Origin of the sequence: Collimonas fungivorans, from assembly GCF_028292705.1 — a bacterium.
Taxonomy (GTDB): domain Bacteria; phylum Pseudomonadota; class Gammaproteobacteria; order Burkholderiales; family Burkholderiaceae_D; genus Collimonas; species Collimonas fungivorans_B.
The window spans coordinates 1-20,146 of sequence record NZ_JAQGLV010000302.1; the positions used below are offsets into that span (position 1 = coordinate 1).

Sequence of the window (20,146 nt, forward strand, 5' to 3'; positions counted from 1 at the left end):
GCCGCAGTCCGCGGCAACGGCAGCTGCAGGCAGGCGCGCTCCAGTCCGGCATGGATGATCTGGTCGCGCAGTTCTTCCTGCGATCCCAGCGCCAGGAACTGCATGCCCATCTGCTGCAAGCCGGGGATGTTTTTCTCGAGGAATTTCAACTGTTCCTTGAGCTGCAAGGCGAACAGCCGGCGCAGGCCAAGATGATGGATCCGCACCGCCTCGTTCGGATCGTCGAAGACTTCCAGGTCGCAATGCGTGCCCCTGTCCACCAGCGCCGGAAAGCCGATCAAGGTCTGCTTGCCCTGCTGGATTTCCAGCAGTTCGGGCAGTTCGCCGAAGGTCCAGGCGGTCAGGTTGCTGAACTGCGCATTGGCGCTGTCGGGGGCCTTCGCTGCCGGCTGGGCGGTAACACGAGTTGCCGTCGGCGCTGCCGTTTTCCCCGTTGATTGCACTTCATCGTTCGCCGGGGCCGACGCCTCGTCGGTCACCGTCACGCTCGCCAGACGCTGGAAACTCTCGCGCGCCTGCCCGCCGAATTCGGCCTGCAAGGCAGCCAGGTTGCGTCCCATGTCGAGCTGGCGGCCATGCTCGTCGACCACCTTGAAATTCATCGAATGATGGGCCGGCAAGGTTTCCAGCTTGAAATCGGTGCTGCGCGCGGCAACGGTGGTTTCGGTACGGATGTCCGCCATCAGGGCATCCAGCAGGTTGCCGTGGCCGAACACATGGCGCGCCTGTATCCGCTCGCAGAAACCGGCGGCGTAGTCGGGCAGCGGCACGCAATTGCGGCGTATCTTTTGCGGCAAGGATTTCAGCAGCAGATGGACTTTCTCCTTCAGCATGCCAGCCACCAGCCAGTCGCAGCGGTCGACATACACCTGGTTCAGCGCATACAGCGGCACCGTCAGCGTCACGCCGTCGCGCGGCGTGCCTGGTTCGAAGTGATAGGACAAAGCCATTTCGATGCCGGCCACCCGCATCACTTTCGGGAACAGCTCGGTGGTGATGCCGGCCGCTTCATGCCGCATCAGGTCGTCGCGGTTGAGGAACAGCAGCTTGGGCGTCTGCACGCTCATGTCCTTGTGCCATTTTTCAAACGTGATGCCGTTGCAGATATCGGCCGGGACCAGCTTGTCGTAGAACGCCGCAATCAGCTCGTCATCCACCAGCACATCCAGCCGGCGCGACTTGTGCTCCAGGTTTTCGATCTCGCGGATCAGCTTCTGGTTGTGCGCAAAGAACGGCGCCCGGGTCTCGAACTCGCCGCCGACCAGCGCATCGCGGATGAAAATCTCGCGCGCCTCCTGCGGATTGATCAGGCCGAAATTGATGCGGCGCTGGCTGTACACCACCAGCCCGTACAAGGTAGCGCGCTCCGAGGCCGAGACCTGCGCCGTGCGTTTTTCCCAGCGCGGCTCGCCGTACGATTTCTTCAGCAGGTGGGCGCCGACCTTCTCCAGCCATTCCGGCTGGATCTGGGAGATGCAGCGTGCATACAGGCGGCTGGTGTCGACCAGTTCGGCCGCCATCACCCATTTGCCGGCCTTCTTCGACAAATGCGAACCCGGCCACAGGTAGAACTTGATAGCGCGCGCGCCCAGGTAATGCGAATCTTCGTCAGCCTTGAAACCGACGTTGCCGAGCAAACCGGTCAGCAACGCGCAATGCAGCTGTTCGTAAGTCGCCGGTGCTTCGTTCAAACGCCAGCCTTGCTCGCGCACGATCGTCAGCAGCTGCGAATGGACATCGCGCCATTCGCGCAAGCGTAGTTGCGACAGGAAATTGGCGCGGCAATTGTCCATCAGCTGGCGGTTGGTCTTCTTGTGCTCGATCGCGTCTTCGAACCATTTCCAGATCTTGAGGTAACTCAGGAATTCAGATTTTTCATCGGCGAATTTCTTGTGTGCCTGGTCGGCTGCGCCCTGCGCTTCCAGCGGCCGGTCGCGCGGATCCTGCACCGACAAGGCGGCGGCGATGACCAGCATTTCGCTCAGGCAGACATTGTCCAGCGCCGCCAGGATCATGCGGCCGACGCGCGGATCGAGCGGCAGCTTGGCCAGCTGGCGGCCGGTCTTGGTCAGCTGGTTGTTGTCGTCGACCGCGCCCAGCTCCTGCAGCAGCTGGTAGCCGTCGGCGATGGCGCGGCCCGGCGGCGGTTCGATGAACGGGAAGGTTTCGACATCCGTCAGGTGCAGCGATTTCATTCGCAAGATGACCGAAGCCAGCGACGAACGCATGATTTCCGGCTCGGTGAATTTCGGCCGCTGCAGGTAATCCTGTTCTTCATACAGGCGAATGCAGACGCCGGCGGCTACCCGGCCGCAACGGCCGGCGCGCTGGTTGGCCGCCGACTGCGCAATCGGCTCGATCTGCAACTGCTCGACCTTGTTCCTGTAGCTGTAGCGTTTCACCCGCGCCAGGCCGGCATCCACCACATAGCGGATGCCCGGCACGGTCAGCGAAGTTTCGGCCACATTGGTCGCCAGCACGATGCGGCGCGCATTGGATGGTTTGAATACGCGTTCCTGCTCCTGCGCCGACAGGCGGGCGAACAAAGGCAGGATTTCAACGTGAGCCGGATGGTGCTTGCGCAGTGCTTCGGCGGTATCGCGGATTTCGCGTTCGCCCGGCAGGAACACCAGCACATCGCCGGAGCCGATGCGCGCCAGCTCGTCTACCGCGTCCACCACTGCATCCATCAGGTCGCGTTGCTCGCGGTCGCGCTGGGCCGCGTTTTGCGGCGCATTCGGCTTGGCCGCGGCAGCGGCGGGATTGAGGCCGCTGCGGTCGGCATTGTCGACCGGCCGGTAACGCACTTCGACGGCGTACAGGCGGCCGGACACTTCGATCACCGGCGCCGGCTTGTCCGCCGTGCCGAAATGGCGGGCGAAACGATCGGCATCGATGGTGGCCGAAGTGATGATGATTTTCAGGTCCGGACGCTTCGGCAGCAGCTGCTTCAGGTAGCCCAGCAGGAAATCGATGTTCAGGCTGCGCTCATGCGCTTCATCGATGATGATGGTGTCGTACTGGCGCAGCAAGGGATCGGTCTGGGTCTCGGCCAGCAGGATGCCGTCGGTCATCAGCTTGATCCAGGCGCCCTTGGTCAGGGTGTCGTTGAAACGCACCTTGTAGCCGACGTGTTCGCCCAGCGGCGAGTTGAGCTCCTGGGCGATGCGCTTGGCGGTCGAGGACGCGGCGATCCGGCGCGGCTGGGTATGGCCGATCAGGCCGGCCTGGCCGCGCCCCAGCTCCAGGCAAATCTTCGGCAGCTGGGTGGTTTTACCCGAACCGGTTTCGCCACAAACGATGACCACCTGGTTGGCCGCGATCGCCGCCGAAATTTCGCCGCGCTTGCCGGAAACCGGCAGTTCCTCGGGGAACACGACCGGCGGCAAAGGATTGCGTTCAGGCAACGGCCGTACGGACTCCTGACGCGGCTGGGATGGGCGGCCAGCACTGCGCTGGGAACTTGGGCGGTCTGCTGACCGCGATGGTTTGTTGGATTCTGATACTGACATGAGGATGGAATTATACAGACCGCCATAGCTGGAGCCGCTGCATATCATCAACTGTTTTGCCCAGGCCATAATTATTAGAACGACAATATCTGAAATAGCAACCTCGAACAACCTTCAGCCATGGCCGTTTTGTCAATGCTGGCGGCACACGACATACGCTATAATCGAGGGTTATCGAAACTGCCAATATGCGGCTGCAACAACAGCCGGCAGGCAGCTTCTCTTTTTCCCGCATTCATTATTCTCAAGGCAGGCGGCCGAGACCGCCTGAACCACGCATCATGCAAGAACCCGTCTCCGAGCAGCCGAACCTTAGTGGCGTTGACAATGGCGCGGCCGATAACGCCGACGTCGTCGCCCACAACGTCTCCGTCGAACAGATCGCCAGCGAAGTGGCGCGCCGCCGCACGTTCGGCATCATTTCCCACCCGGATGCCGGCAAAACCACACTGACTGAAAAGCTGCTGCTGTTTTCGGGCGCGATCCAGCTGGCAGGCACCGTCAAGGGCCGCAAGAGCGGCCGCCACGCCACCTCGGACTGGATGGACATCGAAAAGCAGCGCGGCATTTCGGTCGCCAGCTCGGTCATGCAGTTCGAATACCGCGACCACGTGGTCAACCTGCTAGACACCCCGGGCCACCAGGACTTCTCGGAAGATACCTACCGCGTGCTGACCGCGGTCGACTCGGCGCTGATGGTGATCGACGCCGCCAAGGGCGTCGAAACCCAGACCATCAAGCTGCTCAACGTCTGCCGCATGCGCAACACCCCGATCATCACCTTGATGAACAAGATGGACCGCGAAACCCGCGATCCGCTGGATCTGCTGGACGAGCTGGAATCGGTGCTGAAAATCCAGTGCGCGCCGGTGACCTGGCCGATCGGCATGGGCAAGACCTTCCGCGGCGTGTATCACCTGCTGCGCGACGAGATCCTGCTGTTCGCCGCCGGCAACGACAAGGCTGACCAGACGTTTGAAGTCATCAAGGGCATCGGCAATCCGCGCCTGGACGAAATGTTCCCGCGCGAAATCGAACAACTGCGGATGGAAGTCGAACTGGTGCACGGCGCTTCCCATCCGTTCGACCAGGAAGCTTTCCTGGCCGGCGTGCAGACCCCGGTATTCTTCGGCTCCGCCATCAACAACTTCGGTATCCGCGAAATCCTCAATGCGCTGATCGACTGGGCGCAGCCGCCAGGCTCGCGCGACGCCACCGTGCGCACCGTAGAACCGAAAGAAGCCAGCTTCTCCGGTTTCGTGTTCAAGATCCAGGCCAACATGGACCCGGCGCACCGCGACCGCATCGCTTTCCTGCGCGTCTGCTCCGGCCATTTCCAGCGCGGCATGAAAATCAAGCACCTGCGCCTGAACCGCGAAATCAAGGTATCGAACGTGGTGACCTTCATGGCCTCCAGCCGCGAGCAGGTGGAAGAAGCCTACGCCGGCGACATCATCGGCCTGCCCAACCACGGCAACATGCAGATCGGCGACAGCTTCTCCGAGGGCGAACTGCTGCAGTTCACCGGCATCCCCTACTTCGCGCCGGACTTCTTCCGCTCGGTGCGGATCCGCAACCCGCTCAAGATCAAGCAATTGCACAAAGGCTTGCAGCAGCTCGGCGAAGAAGGCGCGATCCAGGTCTTCAAGCCGGTCACCAGCAGCGACCTGGTGCTGGGCGGCGTCGGCGTGCTGCAGTTCGAAGTGGTGGCCAGCCGCCTGCTCAACGAGTATGGCGTCGATGCGGTATTCGAAGGCACCAGCATCAGCAGCGCACGCTGGATCACCTGCGACGACAAGAAGATCCTGGCCGATTTCGAGAAATCCTCGGCCGGCCATAATGTCGCTTACGACGCCGCCGGCAACATGGCATACCTGGCGACCTCAGGCGTGAACCTGCGCCTGACGCAGGAGCGCTGGCCGCAGGTGGTGTTCCATGAAACGCGGGAGCATGCAGTCAAGCTGAACTGAGCCGGCTAGCGGACATAAAAAAAGGAGATGCACATGCATCTCCTTTTTTTCATTTCAGGGTGCTATCCCTGAAAACAAACTTACGAATGGCTGCTCTGATCCGCCTGCTCAACCGCAGCGTCGTGCTTGGCCAGTTCCTGCTCCGCATCGATGCCCTTGTTATCCAGCTGGCGATGCAATTGCTGCTCATCCAGCTCACCGGTCCACTTCGCCACGATGATAGTCGCCACGCCGTTGCCGATGGTGTTGGTCAGCGCGCGCGCTTCCGACATGAAACGGTCGATGCCCAGGATCAGCGCCAGGCCGGCAACCGGCACGTGGCCGACAGCCGACAAGGTCGCCGCCAGCACGATGAAGCCGCTGCCGGTGACGCCGGCTGCGCCCTTGGAAGTCAGCAGCAAGACTGCCAGCAAGGTCAGCTGCTGGAACAGGCTCATCGGCGTATCGGTAGCCTGGGCGATGAATACCGCCGCCATCGTCAGGTAGATCGACGTGCCGTCCAGGTTGAATGAATAACCGGTCGGGATCACCAGGCCGACCACCGATTTCTTGGCGCCCAGGTTTTCCATCTTGCCCATCAGGCGCGGCAGCACTGATTCCGAGGACGAGGTGCCGAGCACGATCAGCAGTTCTTCCTTGATGTACTTGACGAACTTCCAGATGCTGAAACCGTGCACCCGCGCCACCACGCCCAGCACACCGAAGATGAACAGCAGGCAGGTCAGGTAGAACGCGCCCATCAGCTGGCCCAGCGACAACAGGGAGCCGACGCCGTATTTGCCGATGGTGAACGCCATCGCACCGAAGGCGCCGATGGGAGCGACCTTCATGATCAGGGCGACCATGCCGAACAGCACATGCGAGAATTTTTCGACGAAATCGAACACCAAAGTGCCGCGGCCGCCGAATTTATGCAGCGCAAAGCCGAACAGGATCGCAATCAGCAGCACCTGCAGGATTTCGTTCTTGGCGAACGCATCGACAAAGCTGCTCGGGATGATATGAAACAGGAAGTCGCTGGTCGATTCCATCTTGCCCGGGCCGGTGTAGGCCGCGATGCTCTTGGTGTCGAGCGAGCTGAGGTCGACGTGCATGCCGGTGCCCGGATGCCAGACATTGACCACTACCAGGCCGAGGATCAGGGCCACGGTGCTCATGATTTCAAAATACAGCAGGGCCAGGCCGCCGGTCTTGCCGACTTTTTTCATGTCTTCCATGCCGGCGATGCCGATCACCACGGTGCAGAAAATCACCGGTGCGATGATCATCTTGATCAGCTTGATGAAACCGTCGCCGAGCGGCTTCATTGCGGCGCCGGTTTCCGGATAAAAATGTCCAAGCAGGACGCCGATCACGATGGCGGTCAATACTTGCACATAAAGGGATTTGTAGAGCGCTGGTTTTGCCATTTGTCCTCTCCAATTAGATTACGTTTTTTTTAGAATATCGCTGCTGGTCATTGTATTGCGCACATGCAGCCGGTGCTGATCATACCGCCTACGTCCATCGGCGGTCTTGTCCTCTCGTCTTTCCTGGATGGTGCCGGACAGGAAAAGCTGGAAAAAAGAGCGCAACTTTAGCTGATAACGCTAACATCACTCAAGCTTATTTGCACTCGCCGGCATGAAATTGCATTTTGTGCAATCATTGTTCGATACGTTTGCCGCAATCTCTTGAATTGGCAACCTTGATCATCATTCTGTTCTGTATTGATCTTTAAGTAAATTCCTCATGGGATATTTATCAGGCAATACCAGAGATAGTCTTGTCATATTGGGTGTGTATCTTGCTTAAGTACATTGCTTAAGTGCAGACGTATATATGGTTGGATTGTTTTTTTACCAATCCTGCGGTTTGCGCCGAGGCCGGAGTTTTTGCCTGGTGAAATGCGCGGAAAAGTAAAGGCAACCTTTCCCCCGTTTCACCTGTCTCAGACAAGCCGTATTACAGCAAGTCCTTTCATAGCGAGGAAGAAACATGACTGAAAACGAAGTACGCGACAACGCCTTTGCAATGCCGATCCACAATCCGGCCTTTCCACCCGGCCCCTACCGTTTCGTCGACCGCGAATTCCTGATCATCACCTACCGCACCGACCCGGAAGCTCTCAAGAAAATGATTCCGGCGCCGCTGCAGTTCGTCGAGCCCATCGTCAAGTTCGAATTCATCAAGATGCCTGACTCGACCGGCTTTGGCCATTACTGCGAATCGGGACAGGTCATACCGGTAACCCTGGACGGCGTAGCCGGCGGTTATGTCCACAATATGTACCTGAACGATCACCCGCCGATCGCCGGCGGCCGTGAATTGTGGGGTTTCCCTAAAAAGCTCGGCAGCCCGGAACTGCAGGTGCATACCGACACCCTGATGGGCACGCTGGACTACAGCGATTTCCGCATCGCCACCGGCACCATGGGCTACAAGCACAAGACACTCGACAGCGCCGCGGTAAAAAAATCGCTGGAAGCGCCCAGCTTCCTCCTGAAAATCATCCCGCATGTGGACGGCACTCCGCGCATCTGCGAACTGGTACAGTACAGCTTGACCGACATCACCGTCAAAGGTGCCTGGAGCGGCCCTGGCGCGCTAGACTTGCATCCGCATGCGCTGGCCCCGATCGCCGACCTGCCGGTGCTGGAAGTTATCTCCGCAGTACATATCCTGACCGACCTGACTCTGCCGCTGGGCACGGTCGCTTTTGATTACCTCGCCAAATAAGTACGTCAATAAACAAGTAAAGGAATAGCCATGTCACTCAAAGATAAAGTTGCCCTGATTACCGGTTCCGCCAGCGGCATCGGCAAGGAAATCGCCATCGAATACGCACGCGCCGGCGCCAAGGTCGTGATCGCCGACCTGGCGCTCGACGCCGCCACCGCCACCGCCAACGAGATCAGCCAGTCCGGCGGCATCGCCATGGCGGTCGCCATGAACGTCACCGACGAAGCGCAGGTCGACAAGGGCATCGCCGATGCGGTTGCTGCCTACGGCAGCATCGACGTCCTGATCAGCAACGCCGGCATCCAGATCATCGCCCCGGTGGTCGATTCGACTTTGGACAACTGGAAAAAAATGCTGGCTATCCATCTCGACGGCGCCTTCCTGACCACCCGCGCGGCCATGCGCGAAATGATCAAGAAGGGCAATGGCGGCGCCATCATCTACATGGGTTCGGTGCACTCGCACGAAGGTTCGCCGCTGAAAGCGCCGTACGTCACCGCCAAGCACGGCCTGATCGGCCTGGCGAAAGTAGTGGCCAAGGAAGGTGCGAAAGACAAGATCCGCGCCAACGTCATCTGCCCAGGTTTCGTCCGCACGCCATTGGTGGAAAAGCAGATTCCCGAGCAAGCCAAGGAACTCGGCATCACCGAAGAGCAAGTGATCAAGACCGTGATGCTGAAAGACACTGTGGACGGCGAATTCACCACCACCCACGACGTCGCGCAAACCGCGATCTTCCTCGGCGGCTTCGAATCCAATGCGCTGACCGGGCAATCGATCGTGGTCAGCCACGGCTGGTTCATGCAGTAACAGCTTGCGGTAGCCGAACCAGACCAGAAGAGCAAACCAGAAGGGTAAGACGGGAAAACAACGCGTCTTGCCCTTTTTGTCAGGTGCAATCCGGCAGCCGCACTCAATCCTGAAAGTCATCTTGAGCACAACTTATTTCCTGTCGAAGCCGGCCTCGCGCCTGCGCCTGAAGCATTGCCTGTCCTGCCTGTTGCTGCTGGCCGGCAGCAGCGCCCTGCTCGCCAAAACCGAACCGGCCAAACCGGCCGCAGCAGAAGCAGCGCCGGCGTTCGCCAGCCGTCAGGCTGCGTTGTCGGCTTTGCCGCCGCTGATGCTGTGGGTAGGAGAACGGCCGGACGACGTCCGCGCCTGGATCAGCGGCAGTGCACGCCAGGCAACGCTGAAAGGCAGCGCCGATAATCAGCCGGCGCCGTCCATCCAGGACCAGCGCATGGGCGTCGCTGTGCTGGACACCACAATCCTGCTGCGCGACGGCAGCGCCACCGTGCGCCGCCGCCAGCAGCCCTTGCAGCTGCCGCCGGCCTGGTACGCGCAAAACGGCGTGCAGCAAAAAGCGCCGTTGGTCACCATCGTCCATATCGACATGGCGCGCGGTGCGCGTAAACCGCAGCTGAACGAAAAACAGAAAAAGACTATCGTCAACGCCGTGGTAGCCGCCGCGACCCGCAGTCCGAGCCAGGTGGTGCAGCTGGATTTCGAAGTCATGCATAGCCAGAAGCCGTTCCTGGCGGATGTCGTCAAACGCAGCCGCGACGCCCTGCCGGCCAATGTCGCCTTGTCGATCACGGCGCTGGCCTCATGGTGCGTGGGCGACGCCTGGCTGGCCGACCTGCCGGCCGACGAAGTGGTCCCGATCGCGTTCCGTATGACCGGCGACGCCGGCCGCATGCGCGACGTACTGAATCACGAAGGCCGCTTCCCGCGCCCGGAATGCCAGCCTAGCCTAGGCTTGTCGCTGGATGAACAACCCTGGCCGAACAAGCTGCGCAGCCAGCGGCTTTACCTGTTTAACCGGAATGCCTGGTCGGGTACGCCAATGGCGGGATGGGCGGTAAGGCTGGGGGCGATTTTTCCGTAGATTTGAGAACTAGCAAAAAAATAGTTCAGGGATGTCGATTTAGCCCTATCTCGAACGTCTAGTAAGTGAGCGGTAAAAAATCCGTATCCGGCACTCAACGAGACATCCAGCAAAGGAGAAATCACCATGTCCCTTCCAATGATCCCCACTATTACGGTCTTTGAACGGTCGCCCGACGGCGGCAAGGGGCTTGCGCGCGACATGCGCGTTCGCTGGGCGTTTGAAGAAGTCGGCCAACCTTACGAGGTTCGCCTGGTTTCGTTCGGTGCGATGAAGGAACCTGCGCATCGAGCGCTTCATCCTTTCGGGCAGATTCCGACCTATGAAGAAGGCGATCTTGCCTTGTTCGAATCGGGGGCGATCGTGTTCCATATCGCAGAGCGCCATGCAGGCCTGCTACCTGACAATGCGAATGCCCGCGCACGCGCGATCACATGGATGTTTGCCGCGCTCAATACCGTTGAGCCGCCAATTCTTGATCTCCAAACCGCCAAGTTCCTGGAAGGCGACCAGACCTGGTACGAACAGCGCCTGCCTCTCGTCAAGAATCGCATCCGTGACCGGCTGGGCGAACTTTCCGATCGCCTTGGCGATGCCGAATGGCTAGATGGTTCGTTCAGTGCGGGCGACCTGATGATGGTGACGGTGCTGCTCAGGTTGAAACCATCGGGCATGCTGGGCGAATATCCGAACCTCTCCGCCTATGTCGCCCAGGGCGAAGTGCGGCCCGCTTACAAGCGCGCTTTCGACGCTCAATTGGCGGTTTTCACTGGCAAGCCGCCGACCGCCTGAAAAAACTGACGTGTCGTACCCTTACGCATAGCCGGTCGTACGGGCTCAATTCGCCCCGTTGCGGACAGTCATTCGACACTTAGGCTTGCTTGGTAGACTGCGCATGGAACGTTGTAATGGGTTTCGATGCCGCGATACCGCATGCCAAGCCGTTTCATCACCGCAATGGAGGCAATATTGCCAGGATTTGCCACGGCCACCACTTCAGGAATGCCCAGTTCTCTTGCGAACAAAACGATCCGTTCAGCGGCTTCAGTCGCATAGCCCTTTCCCCAACAGTCCCGCCTTAATCGCCAACCGATTTCCGGGACGGCACCTGTCTGAGCAGCCAATGGCTGCAATGTGGCAGCACCAATCATCAGATTGTCGTCTTTACGGAAAACACTCCACCATGAGAATCCGTGCGAGGTCCATCTCGGTTTTACGCGATCGATCATTGCTTGGCTTTCGATCTCAGACATTGGGATGCCGCTGCCGATGTAAGTCATGACCTCTGGGTCACTATTAATCGCTGTTAAGCCAGCAAGGTGTTCGTCGGAAAGTGGAATCAATTTCAACCGTTTTGTTTCAAGAGTAACCATGATTTTTCAGTATTGAGCGAGGACTTGCGACCTGCCGCTTCTGGTCGATTGCGACCTTTCAAGTGGGATGACTTTATCAAAGATATTCAATAACGGCAGGCTTTACTGTCTCGACTTTACTCCCCTCCACCAAGGCAAATCGTAGTTTACCTTGGACGGTGGAATCACGAAGTGTTGTGGCCGAACATAGTATTCAAAGAATTTCGCACGTTCTTTGGCATCCAGGATCTGGAAAGCACCGGATTTTTCCTGCTCTTCCAGGAAACGACGCTCGGCCCCGACCGGCTCCAATGGATTGGCTTGCTGGAAGATTACGTCGCCGCCATATTTTTTGTAAAGCGCCTTGTTAACTTTCCAGCCGAGCACGAAATTCTTGGCCATGTCATGCATGGCAGCGCGTTGCTCGGCAAACGTGGCGGGAGGTGATATGCCTGCAGTCGCTGCGATGAATTCGTCGATCTCTGATTCGGTCGCGCGGATGTTATTCTCGGCGGAAAAATGCTCAAACAAGGGAACAGTCAGCAGCGACTCGAGGTTCCTGCCGTTATCTTGCAATTGGTCGCGATAGATGGCTTGCCCGTAGATTTTTGCGACAACTTCTCTTTCTGAAGCGCTCGTACAAAATGCACAGGCAGTAAGGAATAGAAATAGAAAAGTGCGGGCGATGAGTTTATGCACGAAGTGAATCCCCGATAAAGATAGCGAATTTTGTGCGAGGCATGTGCATCACCGCACCAGATTGTATTCCTGCATCAGTGCACGGGGCCGGGGTTAGAATTTGCAATGGCATACTGGCGAACATCATGTAGTTATTCCCGCTGAGCCGTTGCAAGATCGTAATCCGCTTGTGAAGCCCCGGACTCCTCAAGCTTGCAAACATGGATGTGTCACTGCAAGACCTGACCCTCGTCTTTTCGGAGATTGAATTTCCAAGCCCCATATTTACTCCCTTACCTCGTACGCTCAGAAATTCACGTCAAATCAGATAGACGATGCTTGCATTTTCTGTCTTTATTCAGTGCGCCAAATCCATCTCATTTTTTCCCACGAATCTACAGCTACACCATTCACTGTGGCAGGAACAAATTCGCACGCTCTCATTGCTTGAGCGGCTGTTGAATCTAATCTTTTATGTCCACTAGAGCTCGCGATTTTTGTTTCTATAACTCGTCCTTCTTTGGAGATATGCAGGCTCACATCCACAACTCCAGTTTCTTTAGCAACCAAAGACGCTCTCGGATAGGCGGGTCGTCCACAAGTAGATGGCTTCGTCTTGGCTCTTGTCGTTATCACGTTGTTCGATGGAGTACTACAGGCCCCAATGAGCAGACTTACCGCAATGGAAATCGTGATTATTTTCAGGCGCATAGAATCTTCAGGTAAGAGTAAAGATATTGGATAAATTTCGCTTCTGCAACTATCTTATACTATATGCAATAGTAAACTCAATTAGACAGCACCTGCTCCCCGGCCTTCACGTGCAAAGCGTTGAGAATATCAATATGACTCCCGGCGCGCTCAGACAACACTCCGGCCGCAGCCATCGCCATCCGCGTCAGACTCTCGGTATCGGCCACATTGAGAATAGGCGGACAAGCACCATCGCCCTCCTCGCGCGCTAGATGGCTGGCGTGAATCAGCGACAAGCAGGTTTTGATACCCAGGCTCAAATCCAGCGCAAGCGCCGTGAATTGCGCCGACGTATCGAACCGCAGCTCGTCGGCCAATAAAGAAAAAGGCTGATGTTCTGATCGAGCGGTTGTTTGCGAAAATTGAGGGGACGTGTTGATGCAGGTCATAGCGATCTCCAGAGTTGCTGTGAGGCCGCTTTCCACATTCAGACTGAGAGGATGGCAAATGGCAAGGTTGACAGACCGGTGCAAAGAGTAAAACCAGCAGCCCTAAGGCTCCCCACCACCGCATGGCGCGGCTCGTGTGCTTTTGCAATTCAGGCTGTCAAACCCGGTCCCTTCTTTTTCAGGGACGATACAACTATAAAGATTCTTCGATGTGATCGCAATCAGCAGAATGCCTATTCAGCATCAACCGTACGCGACGCCGGATAGACCTTGACCAGCACGATCCGCGGCCCGTTCATTTTCTTGACCACGATGTCAAAGCCGTCGAATTCGATTTTCTGTCCTTCATGCGGCAGGTCGCCGAGCTTGGCCATGATCAGGCCACCCACCGAGTCGACATCTTCGTCGCCCTCGATCGCGACGTCGATGCCGAGTATCCGCTCCAGGCTGAAGATCGGCAGGCTGCCCTTGCCCAGCAAGGTGCCGTCGTCGAGACGGCTCCATTCATTGTCGTTGCGCCGGAATTCGTCGCGGATCTCGCCCACCATCGCGCCCAGCAGGTTATCCAGCGTGATGAAGCCTTCCGGCTTGCTGCCCTTTTTGCCGATGATGGCGAAATGCGGTGAGCCGGTGCGGAAGCGGCGGAACAGTTCCAGGGCCGGCATGCGCGACGATACGTATTCCACCGGCCGCAGATAAGCGTTCAGGCTTTCGATCGACTTGCCTTCCTGCTGCGCGATGAACAGATCCTTGAGATGAATCACGCCCAGCACATTGATGCCCTTCTGGTCGAAATAAGGATAGCGGCTGAAGCGGTGGCGAGAGATAGTCTGCAGGTTTTCCTGCAGACTGCGCGCCTGGTGCAGGGCCGTGATCTCGTTGATGGGCCGCATCAGGTCGGATACTTCGAGCTCGCTGAAATCCAGCGATTGCGCTAGCACGTTCCATTCGTCGCGGTTGAATTTTTCGCCGGCGTGGCTGCCGCGCAGGATCAGTTTCAGCTCATCCGCCGAATACTGGGCGTCGTGGCCGTGGGCGCCGGCCAGGCCGGCCATGCGCAGGATCCAGTTGGCGCTGGCGTTGAGCGCCCAGATCGCCGGATACATGGCCCAATAAAAACCGTACAGGGGCAAGGCGCACCACAGTCCTATCACTTCGGGATTGCGGATCGCGACGGTCTTGGGCGCGAGTTCGCCGATCACGATGTGCAGGAAGGAAATCAGGAAGAAAGCGAAGAAGAAGGAAATGCCGTGTATCAGTTCCGGCGAGCTGATGCCGATCCAGCCGAATACCGGCTGCAGCAGGCTGGCGAACGCCGGTTCGCCGATCCAGCCCAGGCCCAGCGAGGCGAGCGTGATACCGAGTTGGCAGGCGGACAGGTAGGCGTCCAGCTGGCGATGCACTATCGCCAGGATGCGCCCGCGCAGGCCTTGGGTCTTGGCGATGGCGCGGATACGGGTCTGGCGTAATTTGACTAAACCGAATTCGGCAGCAACAAAAAAGCCGTTGAGTGCTACCAGAAATAATGCTGCGATAACCAATAACAGGTTGTTCAATGAATCTCTTTCATGGGTAATGACGGATTACAAGTATAGGCGACGATTGTGCTTTCAACAAAATCACGGCGATTCCATCTTAGAAAACAGCAGCGGCCAAGAAAAAAGGGACAGGGTCTTACGCTCCCAGACTGCGTAATCAACCCTGCCCCATTTCAGCGTAGCGCAAGGCTACAGCCATGTTCCCGTTACAGCGTAGTGGCCAGCGCACACTGGCGATAATGCTCGGCTGCCAGCGCCTGCTGGTCGATCGCCTCGTGCAATTGTCCCAGTTTCAGATGCGCTTCGCGCACCGTGGCCGGCGCTACCGCATCCGACAAAGCCTGCTCCAGGTGGCGCTGGGCCTTGCCCCATAATTTTTGCTTGAAGCAGAATGTACCCAAAGTCAGCGCCAGCTCGGGGTCGTTGGGCGCTCTGACAGCCCAGTGTTCGCAGTGCTCGATTTGCGACAACAGCTCGGGCGATGCCTCAGCCGCGGCAGCGTCACGGTAGACCGCCAGCAAGCGCTGGTCCCACTCTGTCGCCAGCGATTTTTCAACGAGGGCGCGCGCTTCCGCGTGCAGACCGCCCTTGTTGAACGCCTGGGCGCCACGCATGGCGATGAATGGCTTGGTGCGGTCTTCGTTCGGTACCGTGCCCCACAACCGGGTGATCGATTCGGCGTCGTGCGCTTCGTCCGACAGCAAGCCGTCGTAAGCCAGCTCGCGCAGGCGCGTCGACAGGGCCGGATGCAAGGCGTCGTGTTTGTTCAGGGTACGCACCAGGCGCAGCACTTCGGGCCAGTTCTTGGCTTGCTGGTTGGCTTTCAGCGCCAGCCGCAAGGCGTGGATATGGCGTGTGCCGCGCGCGTTCAGTTCATTGACGGTGTGCAGTGCCTCCTGCGACTTGTGCTCGTCCACCAGCAAGTCCAGGGTAGTGATCAGGCGCGCGGTTTTCAGCGGTTCGTCGTCTTCGATGCTGGCCAGCCAGATATCGCGCCGTTCAGGCTGTCCCATGCGATGGGCGGCGCGGGCGCCGATCAAGGCCGCTACGCCCAGGTTGTCCTGCAGTTCGGCGGCGCGCGTGGCGGCTTTTTCAGCCTGGCCGAAACGTCCTTCGAACAAGGACTTGAGCGCATCGCGCAAGGCGTTGTTGGCGGTGGTTTCGCGTTTGTGGCGGCGGTAGCCGATCACCCGCCCCGGCAATTTCTGGGTGACCCGGATCGCCCGGATCAGCACATACAGGATGATGAACAGGATCGCCAGCGAGATGACGAAAAAATTCAGCGACAGGTCAATCCGGTACGGCGGGAAAAACATCACCACATTACCGGGGTTGTAACGCGCCAGCACGGCCAGGCCGATGGCGACTGCAAACAGAGCAACAAGCCGGAGAAAGAATCGCATAGGACTATGGCTTGCCTTTGTAAGTACGGATCGCCGCGGGGCTATCCAGCGCCGGCATGGTGATCGAAAGATTGCTGCTTTGGACCTGCTTGAGCAAGGTCTGCACGGTCTGGGTCTGCTTGGCCCGGGTGTCGAAATATTTGGTGATGGTTTCCTGGGCGGCGATCAGGTCGCTGCGGAACGCCGATTCGTTGCGCGACAGCAGGCCGAGGCGGGCATTGAGCAGACGCAGCTTCAGGTTCTCCCGGGCGTAATAAGCCTGGGTCGGCGACAACAGCAAGGCGTCAGGGGTATCGACGGTGCGCACCCTGATCAGCTGGCTGATTTCGGTCCACATCTCGCTGCTCCAGCTTTGCCACTTGTCCTTCAGGCTGTTCTTCCAGTCGGTCACCACAGCATCCGCCGCCACCTGGGTTTTGGCGATATTGCCGGAACCCGCGGCCTTTGGCTTGCTGACCACGGCCTGGTTGTTCGGCTTGCTGATGCCGACGATCGGTTTTTCATCGGACAGCAAGGGCATGCCGTCGATCTGGCCGATGATGCTGTCGAGGCGCACGGCGATGCCGGTGACGTCCAGCGTCGGCAAGGCTTTCAGTTTTTCGATGTCGCTGGCGATGGCGCGCCGCACGATGATGAATTGCGGTTTGTCGGAGCGCGACAGGTTCTTGTCGGCATTCTGCAGCGCGATCAATGCGCCCTGGACGTTGCCGGCCAGCTGCAATTGCTGGCTGGCGGTCGACAGCACGTCTTCCACCTGGGCCAGGGTCCAGTCGTCGCTGTTGCGCGACAGGTCTTTATACAGCTGCTCCAGCGCCAGTTGCTGGCTTTGCGCTTCGACCTGCTTGTTTTCCAGCACGCTGACCTTGCCTTGCAATTCCTTGGATTCGTCCTGCACCGACTTCACCAGCACCTTGGTTTCCGTATTGGTGCTGTCGCCGACCTGCAGGCGGCGCGCCAGTTCCTGGCGCAGCTTGCCGTTCTCGTTGCGCATCACCCACCATTGCGCCGCCAGCAGCAGGGCCAGCAGCAGCAATATGCCGTACACCAGGCCAAGCGAGCGCTTCGGACTCTTGTCCTGGGTGACCTTGTAAGGCTGCAGCACCGGCTGCGACGGTGGCGATGCCGCGGCGCTGACGGCAGGACCAGCAGGCTGGTTCGATTCTGGAGTGGGTATCGATTCGTTCATAGCGGGAATTGTAACGCGTCGAGTAGCCGTTCGTCGCCTGAGCCGGTCAGAGTAACGTCAGTAAATCCAAGCACATGTGCCGTTTCGGCAATACGGGCATGCGGGACAAGGAGTTTCTGCTGTTGGATTTTTGCAACACCAGCGCCGCCCGCGAGCGCTTGCACCAGGTCGACCAGGTGCCTGAGCGCTTCCGAGCTGGTCAATATCCAGTCGTTTTCGGTATCCAGCAGGAATTGCAAGCGGGTTCTCAAGGCCGCATCGAGCACCGGCGCCTGGCGTCGGTAGGCGGCCACGGCCTGCACCTTGATACCTGCCGCCAGCAAGCTGTCGGCAAAAAATTCGCGGCCGCTTTCACCGCGCACCAGCAATACCTGGCGACCGCGCAAGGTGTCCAGGTCAAGCGCCTGCAGCAAGCCTTCGGAATCGGTCCTGGCCGGATCGGGCGGGCTGAAGATGGTAGTGTTGTACGCCGTCAGGCCGTGGCGCGCCAGCGCCGCCCTGCTGCCCTCGCCGACGATGCCGATCGGCAATTGCCCGGGCCAGCCGGTGATGTGATGAAACGCAGCGTCGATGGCATTCGGGCTGACAAACACCACCAGTGCAAAGCTGGCGAGCCGGCCGAGGACGGCCTGCAACGGCGCGCTGTCGCTTAGCGGCAGGATTTCCAGCAAGGGGAAAATCACCGGCTGGCGGCCGCGCGCCGCGATCTGCTGCGCCAGCGCCGAGGCTTGCTGCAGCGGCCTGGTGATGACGACCGGGCGCAAGGCAGAGTCGCCCCCTGGTGGCGCTAGCGGCACTAGGCCTCCTTGCACAGCGCCAGGATGGCTCCGGCGTCCTGTGCCTCCAGCGCTGCGGCAATGGTTTCTCCCAGCATTTCCGGCGCGTCGGCGGCGCCGCTGGCGTCGGCAACGGCGACCCGCAGGCCGTCCGGCGTGGCGATCATGGCGCGCAGGCGCATCTGGTCACCGTCGATGGTGGCGAACGCCGCCAGCGGCACCTGGCAGCTGCCGCCGAAGGCGCGCGACAAGGTGCGCTCAGCGGTGACAGCCAGTTCCGTAGGCAAATGGTTCAGGGGTGCGAGTATTTCCTGCAGGTCGGCGCGGTCGGCGCGGATCTCGATCGCCATCGCGCCCTGGCCCGGGGCCGGCAAGCTCTGCTCGGGCTCGATCGGGGCCGTGATGCGGTCGGCCAGGCCAAGCCGCTTGAGGCCGGCCGCGGCCAGGATGATGGCGGCATATTCGCCGCGGTCGAGCTTGGCCAGGCGGGTGCCGAGGTTGCCGCGCAAGGGCTTGATCTGCAGCAAGGGGAAGCGCGCGGCGATCAGGGCCTGGCGGCGCAGGCTGCTGGTGCCGACGATGGCGCCGGCAGGCAGCTGCTCCAGGCTGGCGTAGTCGTTAGACACAAACGCATCGCGCGGATCTTCGCGCTCCAGCACGGCGCTCAGCACAAATCCAGGCGGCAGCTCCATCGGCATGTCCTTGAGCGAATGCACCGCCAGGTCGGCGCGGCCTTCGGCCATCGCCACTTCCAGTTCCTTGACGAACAGGCCCTTGCCGCCGACCTTGGACAGGGTCCGATCAAGAATTTGATCGCCGCGGGTGGTCATGCCGAGGATTTCTATATTACAGTCTGGATATAATGCAGATAACCGTTCGCGCACGTGTTCCGCTTGCCACATGGCCAGCGGGCTTTCACGCGATGCGATCACCAACTTGGAAGGGGAGGATATTTTCGACACAAGTTCTTTCAGATTTTAGCTAGGCAGCGCCTTGGATTTTAGCATGTGCCGCGTACTGTTCCAGCGCATTGCCTCAGTTCAGCTTATATCAAAAGACTTATATAGACAGCACCCGCTTAACAAGTTCCAAACCCTTCGTCCCCACCCCAGAAAAGCTGATTGCACTCGTTCATTATGGCAAAACAATTGAATTCTGCTGTCCAGGTAAAAAAACCCGCTCCCAATAAAGATGCTCCGCTCAAAGAAGATATCCGTCTGCTGGGCCGCTTGCTGGGCGACGTGCTGCGCGATCAGGAGGGCGACGCGGTATTTGAAGTAGTGGAAACCATACGCCAGACGGCAGTGCGCTTCCGGCGCGAATCGGATCCGCAGGCCGGCGCCGATCTCGACAAGCTGCTGAAAAAGCTCACGCGCGACCAGACCAATTCGGTGGTGCGCGCGTTTTCCTATTTCTCGCACCTGGCCAATATCGCCGAAGACCAGCACCATAACCGGCGCCGCCGCGCCCACTTGCTGGCCGGATCGGCGGCCCAGCCCGGCAGCGTTGCACATGCCCTGAGCAAGCTGGACGACGCCGGCGTTTCCGGCGCCACCGTGCGCAGCTTCCTGAAAGACGCCTTGATTTCGCCGGTCCTGACCGCCCATCCGACCGAAGTGCAGCGCAAGAGCATCCTCGATGCCGAGCGCGAGATCGCCCGCCTGCTGGCCGAGCGCGACCGCCCCTTGACCGCGAAAGAGCTGCGCGACAACACCGAGCTGCTGCGCGGCCGCATCGCCACCCTGTGGCAAACCCGCATGCTGCGCTATACCAAGCTGACGGTGGCCGACGAAATCGAGAATGCCCTGTCCTACTACCGCATTACCTTCCTGCGCGAACTGCCGGCGCTGTACGACGACATCGAAGGCGAAATCGCCACCCAGTTTCCGACCCGCGCACGCCAGGCCAGCGGCGGCGCCAATGCCGAACTGGCGCCCTTCGTGCAGATGGGCAGCTGGATCGGCGGCGACCGCGACGGCA

Annotated in this window: 17 protein-coding genes; 6 read left to right on the forward strand and 11 right to left on the reverse strand. The window is 59.3% G+C overall.

Translation table 11 applies throughout. The annotated features are described in order from the left end of the window. Positions 1-3,512, reverse strand: a 3,512-nt coding sequence (gene hrpA / locus JWQ61_RS17020; protein WP_304361565.1) for an ATP-dependent RNA helicase HrpA, incomplete at its 3' end; no start/stop codon positions are given. A 281-nt stretch (positions 3,513-3,793) separates the two neighbouring features. On the opposite strand from hrpA, the gene JWQ61_RS17025 reads away from it, so the two are divergent. Beyond that, positions 3,794-5,482, forward strand: coding sequence for a peptide chain release factor 3 (locus JWQ61_RS17025; RefSeq protein ID WP_304361566.1), 1,689 nt, complete (start codon positions 3,794-3,796; stop codon positions 5,480-5,482). Positions 5,483-5,562: 80 nt separating this feature from the next. Here JWQ61_RS17025 and JWQ61_RS17030 read toward each other — a convergent pair whose 3' ends face one another. Further along, a complete protein-coding gene (locus JWQ61_RS17030; protein WP_304361567.1) occupies positions 5,563-6,891 on the reverse strand; it encodes a dicarboxylate/amino acid:cation symporter in 1,329 nt (442 codons plus the stop codon). Between the two features lie 568 nt (positions 6,892-7,459). On the opposite strand from JWQ61_RS17030, the gene JWQ61_RS17035 reads away from it, so the two are divergent. The 4 genes from JWQ61_RS17035 (at position 7,460) to JWQ61_RS17050 (ending at position 10,883) form a co-directional block, all read left to right on the forward strand. Further along, positions 7,460-8,200 carry an acetoacetate decarboxylase gene (locus JWQ61_RS17035; RefSeq protein WP_120236508.1) on the forward strand — a complete coding sequence of 247 codons (741 nt, stop codon included), beginning with the start codon at positions 7,460-7,462 and terminating at the stop codon, positions 8,198-8,200. A 30-nt stretch (positions 8,201-8,230) separates the two neighbouring features. After that, positions 8,231-9,013, forward strand: coding sequence for a 3-hydroxybutyrate dehydrogenase (locus tag JWQ61_RS17040; protein ID WP_304361568.1), 783 nt, complete (start codon positions 8,231-8,233; stop codon positions 9,011-9,013). 121 nt (positions 9,014-9,134) lie between these two features. After that, positions 9,135-10,091 carry a hypothetical protein gene (locus tag JWQ61_RS17045; RefSeq protein ID WP_304361569.1) on the forward strand — a complete coding sequence of 319 codons (957 nt, stop codon included), beginning with the start codon at positions 9,135-9,137 and terminating at the stop codon, positions 10,089-10,091. Positions 10,092-10,217: 126 nt separating this feature from the next. Next, positions 10,218-10,883 (forward strand): glutathione S-transferase family protein, encoded by a 666-nt coding sequence (locus JWQ61_RS17050; protein ID WP_304361570.1) that lies wholly within the window; start codon positions 10,218-10,220, stop codon positions 10,881-10,883. Positions 10,884-10,951: 68 nt separating this feature from the next. Here JWQ61_RS17050 and JWQ61_RS17055 read toward each other — a convergent pair whose 3' ends face one another. The 9 genes from JWQ61_RS17055 to hemC form a co-directional block, all read right to left on the reverse strand. Then, the gene (locus JWQ61_RS17055) at positions 10,952-11,464 is read right to left on the reverse strand and encodes a GNAT family N-acetyltransferase (RefSeq protein WP_304361571.1); all 513 of its coding nucleotides are present in this window, start codon (positions 11,462-11,464) and stop codon (positions 10,952-10,954) included. Positions 11,465-11,566: 102 nt separating this feature from the next. After that, a complete protein-coding gene (locus JWQ61_RS17060; RefSeq protein ID WP_304361572.1) occupies positions 11,567-12,142 on the reverse strand; it encodes a hypothetical protein in 576 nt (191 codons plus the stop codon). 333 nt (positions 12,143-12,475) lie between these two features. Continuing rightward, the gene (locus JWQ61_RS22125; protein WP_369684908.1) at positions 12,476-12,832 is read right to left on the reverse strand and encodes an energy transducer TonB; all 357 of its coding nucleotides are present in this window, start codon (positions 12,830-12,832) and stop codon (positions 12,476-12,478) included. Positions 12,833-12,909: 77 nt separating this feature from the next. Beyond that, entirely contained in the window at positions 12,910-13,263 is a 354-nt protein-coding gene (locus tag JWQ61_RS17065; RefSeq protein WP_304361573.1) for a hypothetical protein, read from the reverse strand. Positions 13,264-13,496: 233 nt separating this feature from the next. Beyond that, positions 13,497-14,819 (reverse strand): hemolysin family protein, encoded by a 1,323-nt coding sequence (locus JWQ61_RS17070; RefSeq protein WP_304361574.1) that lies wholly within the window; start codon positions 14,817-14,819, stop codon positions 13,497-13,499. 188 nt (positions 14,820-15,007) lie between these two features. Continuing rightward, positions 15,008-16,204, reverse strand: coding sequence for a heme biosynthesis protein HemY (locus JWQ61_RS17075; RefSeq protein ID WP_304361575.1), 1,197 nt, complete (start codon positions 16,202-16,204; stop codon positions 15,008-15,010). A 4-nt stretch (positions 16,205-16,208) separates the two neighbouring features. Then, entirely contained in the window at positions 16,209-17,390 is a 1,182-nt protein-coding gene (locus tag JWQ61_RS17080; RefSeq protein ID WP_304361576.1) for a uroporphyrinogen-III C-methyltransferase, read from the reverse strand. Further along, the gene (locus JWQ61_RS17085) at positions 17,387-18,187 is read right to left on the reverse strand and encodes a uroporphyrinogen-III synthase (RefSeq protein ID WP_304361577.1); all 801 of its coding nucleotides are present in this window, start codon (positions 18,185-18,187) and stop codon (positions 17,387-17,389) included. The genes JWQ61_RS17080 and JWQ61_RS17085 overlap by 4 nt, the downstream gene beginning before the upstream one ends. Continuing rightward, positions 18,187-19,128 (reverse strand): hydroxymethylbilane synthase, encoded by a 942-nt coding sequence (hemC, locus tag JWQ61_RS17090; protein ID WP_304361578.1) that lies wholly within the window; start codon positions 19,126-19,128, stop codon positions 18,187-18,189. Before hemC ends, JWQ61_RS17085 begins: the two co-directional genes overlap by 1 nt. A 174-nt stretch (positions 19,129-19,302) precedes the next feature. Here hemC and JWQ61_RS17095 point away from each other — a divergent pair. Further along, on the forward strand, positions 19,303-20,146 hold an 844-nt coding region (locus JWQ61_RS17095; protein WP_304361579.1), incomplete at its 3' end, for a phosphoenolpyruvate carboxylase.

What these genes read in the sequence shown, in the direction of transcription:
- JWQ61_RS17080 (WP_304361576.1), bottom strand. Translation starts at nt 17,390, where the DNA reads ATGAACGAATCGATACCCACTCCAGAATCGAACCAGCCTGCTGGTCCT.
- JWQ61_RS17025 (WP_304361566.1), top strand. Translation starts at nt 3,794, where the DNA reads ATGCAAGAACCCGTCTCCGAGCAGCCGAACCTTAGTGGCGTTGACAAT.
- JWQ61_RS17035 (WP_120236508.1), top strand. Translation starts at nt 7,460, where the DNA reads ATGACTGAAAACGAAGTACGCGACAACGCCTTTGCAATGCCGATCCAC.
- JWQ61_RS17050 (WP_304361570.1), top strand. Translation starts at nt 10,218, where the DNA reads ATGTCCCTTCCAATGATCCCCACTATTACGGTCTTTGAACGGTCGCCC.
- JWQ61_RS17075 (WP_304361575.1), bottom strand. Translation starts at nt 16,204, where the DNA reads ATGCGATTCTTTCTCCGGCTTGTTGCTCTGTTTGCAGTCGCCATCGGC.
- JWQ61_RS17065 (WP_304361573.1), bottom strand. Translation starts at nt 13,263, where the DNA reads ATGACCTGCATCAACACGTCCCCTCAATTTTCGCAAACAACCGCTCGA.
- JWQ61_RS17030 (WP_304361567.1), bottom strand. Translation starts at nt 6,891, where the DNA reads ATGGCAAAACCAGCGCTCTACAAATCCCTTTATGTGCAAGTATTGACC.
- JWQ61_RS17040 (WP_304361568.1), top strand. Translation starts at nt 8,231, where the DNA reads ATGTCACTCAAAGATAAAGTTGCCCTGATTACCGGTTCCGCCAGCGGC.
- JWQ61_RS17055 (WP_304361571.1), bottom strand. Translation starts at nt 11,464, where the DNA reads ATGGTTACTCTTGAAACAAAACGGTTGAAATTGATTCCACTTTCCGAC.
- JWQ61_RS22125 (WP_369684908.1), bottom strand. Translation starts at nt 12,832, where the DNA reads ATGCGCCTGAAAATAATCACGATTTCCATTGCGGTAAGTCTGCTCATT.